The 4,628-nt window shown below is 36.1% G+C and carries 3 protein-coding genes; all 3 read left to right on the forward strand.

What is annotated here, in order from left to right; translation table 11 throughout:
* On the forward strand, nucleotides 1-861 hold an 861-nt coding region (locus ABJF52_RS11210), incomplete at its 5' end, for an MATE family efflux transporter (protein WP_348150058.1).
* 53 nt (nucleotides 862-914) lie between these two features.
* Entirely contained in the window at nucleotides 915-2,084 is a 1,170-nt protein-coding gene (locus tag ABJF52_RS11215) for an efflux RND transporter periplasmic adaptor subunit (protein ID WP_348150060.1), read from the forward strand.
* 13 nt (nucleotides 2,085-2,097) lie between these two features.
* On the forward strand, nucleotides 2,098-4,628 hold a 2,531-nt coding region (locus ABJF52_RS11220; RefSeq protein ID WP_348150062.1), incomplete at its 3' end, for an efflux RND transporter permease subunit.

Here is a 4,628-nt window from a genome sequence, read left to right on the forward strand (position 1 = left end):
CTTATCTTATTGTCTTGTATAATTAATGTGAGCCTAGATTATATTTTTATGAAAATATACAATTTAGGTATAAGTGGTGCAGCACTTGCAACCATAATTGCACAAGCCGTAAATGCGCTATTTTTAATAGGATACTATGTAAGGAAGAAAAGTGTTGTTCCTATTGTTTGGAGAAAAATAAGACTTAAAAAACATATTTTGCTGCCAATTCTTTCTGTTGGTTTTGCACCTTTTGCTATGGATATTGCCATTAGCTTTCAAAATATTTTTGCCAACAAATTATTACTCACTTCTGGAGGAACGGATGGAGTCGCCGCTATGGGAATCATTTTTGGCATCAATGTGTTTTTTATGATGACAGCTCTTGGTACGGGCGATGGTATGCAACCTATAATTAGTCATAATTTTGGAGCAAAACATTATGACCGTGCATTAAAAACGTTTAAGTATGCCATTATTGCAGTGAGTCTCGTTTCTTTCTTTGGTGTTGTTATTTTAGAGTTGTTTCCCTCACAATTAATCGCTGTTTTTATTGATGATAATGACAACATCGAGAAAATTACAAAGATAGCCATACGGATATTCGCATTGTCCATTCCGTTTTATATGGTGCAGATTGTAATGACCCGTTATTTTCAAGCACTACAACAAAACAAAATTGCAACAATATCGGCATTGTTGCGCCCTGCACTATTTGTCCCTATAGCGTATGCATTAAATGCTTTTTATGGTTTGAACGGTATATGGGTCGCTTTTGTAGTAAGCGATTGTTTAGCCGCTTTAACCTCATTTGTATTCGTTAGAGCATACTCGATTCACAAATTAAAAGTATCCACTACAACCTCATTGTTAACAGAATAAATTTTAATCGTAAATCATAATTACTTCAAAACAACCAGTAAATAAATACATTAATGAAAACTAAAGATATCAACTTACAGACCTATTGCTATGGCTTGATCCTAGCCATTTTATTTGCATCGTGCAACAGCGAAAAAAAGCCAGAACTTGGTAATGGCATTGCAAACTATGAGGTATTAAATGTATCAACAAAAAATATAGAAATCTTCAGAGAATTTCCGGTAACTATTGAAGGAACGGAGAACATAGAGATTTACCCTAAAATTGAAGGTTTTATAGAAAAGGTGCATGTGGATGAGGGTGAATATGTAAAAAAGGGACAACTCCTTTTTTCATTAAATGCACCGGAATATCAGCAAGACCTTTTAAGTACAAAGGCAGCGATTAGCAGTGCAAAAGCAGATGTTAGTACTGCTCAGGTTGATGTGGAAAAAGCAAAGCCTTTAGTAGAAAGAGAGATAATTAGCAAGTTCGAGCTAACGTCTGCCGAGAACTCTCTTACAGCAGCAAATGCAGCTTTGGAACAGGCGCAAGCCAATTATTCTAATGCACAGACCAGTTATAATTACTCTAAAATTACAGCTCCGGTTTCGGGCTATATTGGCTCTCTACCCTATAAATTAGGCAGTTTAGTAAGTAGTAGTATTTCGGAACCTTTAACTACGGTATCTAATATTAAACAGGTGTACGCTTATTTTTCAATCAATGAAAAAACGTATTTAGAATTTGCCAAGGCAGGTTTACTGAAGAGTTTAGATGAAGTTTCTCTTTTGCTTCCAGATTACACGGCTTTTGACCAAAAAGGAAAAATTCAAACCGTTAGTGGTCAAGTAGACGAAGAAACTGGTTCATTTAATGTTCGTGCCATTTTCGATAATCCAGATAATTTATTGAGAACGGGCAATAGCGCTACCATACAACTACCTAGAACTATTGAAGGTGCTTATTTAATTCCACAATCTGCTACCTACGAGATTCAAGGTGATGTTTATGTGTATTTGGTTGATGAGCAGTCACAGGTGAAATCCGCTAAAATTACGGTGACAGCAACAAATTCGGGTCAAGCTTATATTGTTACCGACGGACTCAAAACTGGTGACCAAGTGGTTCTTGAAGGTATTTCAGGTTTATCTAGTGGTAAAGAAATAAAACCAGTTCAAGTAAAAGAGAGTGATATAAGCGCCTTACAGCAAATCACTGAAAAAGTAACAACTACCAAATAATAAAATAGAAATTATGTTTAATAAATTTATAAAACGACCGGTTCTTTCAGCTGTAATTTCTATTATCATTTTGATTTTAGGGATTATCGGAATTACCACATTACCAATATCTCAATATCCAGATATTGCACCACCAACAGTACAAGTTTCTGCTTCTTATGACGGTGCAAATGCAGAAGCTGTATTAAATAGTGTTATTGTTCCTTTAGAGGAAGCTATTAATGGTGTGGAAGGTATGACCTATATGACCTCTACAGCAACTAGTGGTTCTGCAAGTATAACTGTATATTTTGAATTAGGTACTGATCCTGATATTGCTGCAGTAAATGTTCAAAATAGTGTATCTACGGCTTCAAACTTATTGCCTTCAGAGGTTACGCAATCGGGTGTTACTACACAAAAACAGCAAAGTAGTAATGTTTTTATTTTTGGGTTATACAGTGAAGATGGTAGATATGACGAGGAGTTCATTCAGAATTATGCTGAAATTAATTTAATACCTGTTCTAAAAAGGATAGATGGTGTTGGTAGTGCATCGGCATTTAGTTCTAGGGAGTATAGTATGCGTATTTGGCTAAAGGCTAATATTATGGCAAACTATGGTTTAATACCATCAGATATTACTACAGCTCTTAACGATCAAAATTTGGAAGCGGCACCTGGTGAATTAGGGCTACAAGGAAACCAAGCGTATCAATATACTTTAAAATACAAGGGTAAATTACAAAATGCGGAAGATTTTGAAGATATCATCATCAAAACTACAGACGATGGGCGTATTCTGCGTTTAAAAGATGTCGCTAGAGTAGAATTAGGTTCACAATCTTATAGTACAATTACCACTATTAAAGGTCAGCCTGGTACGGGTGTTGCCATTGCCCAATCTGCAGGGTCAAATGCCCAAGAGGTAGTTGCGCTATCTATATCAACCTTAGAAGAAGCTTCTAAAAACTTTCCTGAAGGTTTAGAATATACAGAAATGGTAAATGCCAATGACTTTTTAGATGCATCTATCGAAAAGGTTATTAGCACTTTAATCGAAGCATTTTTATTGGTTTTTATTGTAGTATTTATCTTTTTGCAAGATTGGCGTTCTACTTTAATTCCTGCTATTTCGGTACCCGTTGCTATTGTGGGAACCTTCTTTTTCTTAAGCGTATTTGGATATACAATTAACCTGTTAACCTTATTTGCGTTAATGCTTGCTATTGGTATTGTGGTCGATGATGCCATTGTGGTAGTAGAGGCAGTACACGCCAAACTGGATTCGGGTTATAAATCTGCCCGAAAGGCGAGTTTAGATGCTATGAGCGAGATTTCCGGAGCCATTATTTCCATCACCTTGGTCATGTCAGCCGTATTTATTCCAGTAACTTTTATTAGTGGGTCATCAGGTGTTTTCTACCAACAGTTTGGAGTAACGCTTGCTATTGCCATTATTCTATCTGCTGTAAATGCATTGACCTTGAGTCCGGCATTATGCGCATTATTATTAAAACCACACGAAGAGCATAAATCAAAAAGTTTTATACAACGTTTTTATGTAGCCTTTAACGTAGGGTTTGAGAAAACAACTTCTAAATATAAAAATGCATTATCATTTTTAATTCGTAGAAAAGCAATTGCTATTGGTGTTATTGTTGTTTTTATTGGCGTATTCGTGTATTTAATGAATACAACCGCAACAGGCTTTGTACCCGATGAGGATCAAGGTATTGTTTTTGCCGATATTAGTTTACCTGCAGCATCATCACTAGAAAGAACTGATGAAGTTTTAGATGAACTACAAAAAATAGTAGAAGACATACCAGAAGTAGACGCATTTTTGCGATCTACCGGCCGTGGGTTTATAAGTGGGACAGGGTCTAATTATGGTATGTTTATATTAAAACTGAAATCTTGGGATGAACGTTCTGGAGACGGGCAAAGCGTTCAAGAAATCATTGGCCAGTTGTTTGCGAGAACGGCAACAATGAAAGACGCTAATATGATATTCTTTGCTCCACCAACCGTAACAGGATTTGGATTAAGTAACGGTTTTGAGGTGCAATTACAAGATCAAAGTGGTGGTACTGTAGATGCGCTATACAATGTAAGTCAAGATTTTATTGAAGCTTTGAGTAAACGACCAGAAATACAATATGCAAGTACAACGTTCGACCCAACTTTTCCACAATACGAGGTTGTGGTAGATGTTGCTAAAACCAAGCTAGCAGGTTTAGATGTAGAAGGTGTTTTAGGTGTAATGCAAGGTTACTTAAGTGGTGTGTATGCTTCTAACTTCAATAAATTCGGAAAACAATATCGTGTTTATTATCAAGGTGAACCAAATTTTAGAGCCAATCTTGAGAGTTTAAATGCCATAAAAGTTAAAAACGGTAATGGTGTTATGGCGCCGATAACCGAATATGTAACCTTAGAAAGGGTTTATGGACCACAAAGTTTAACCCGTTTTAATCTATTTACAGCAGCAAAAATAAGTGGAGCACCAAATTCAGGATATAGTTCTGGTGATGCCATTAGTGCTATTGAAGAAGTAGCGGC

It is taken from the genome of Aurantibacter sp., assembly GCF_039941195.1.
Classification (GTDB): Bacteria; Bacteroidota; Bacteroidia; order Flavobacteriales; family Flavobacteriaceae; genus Aurantibacter_A.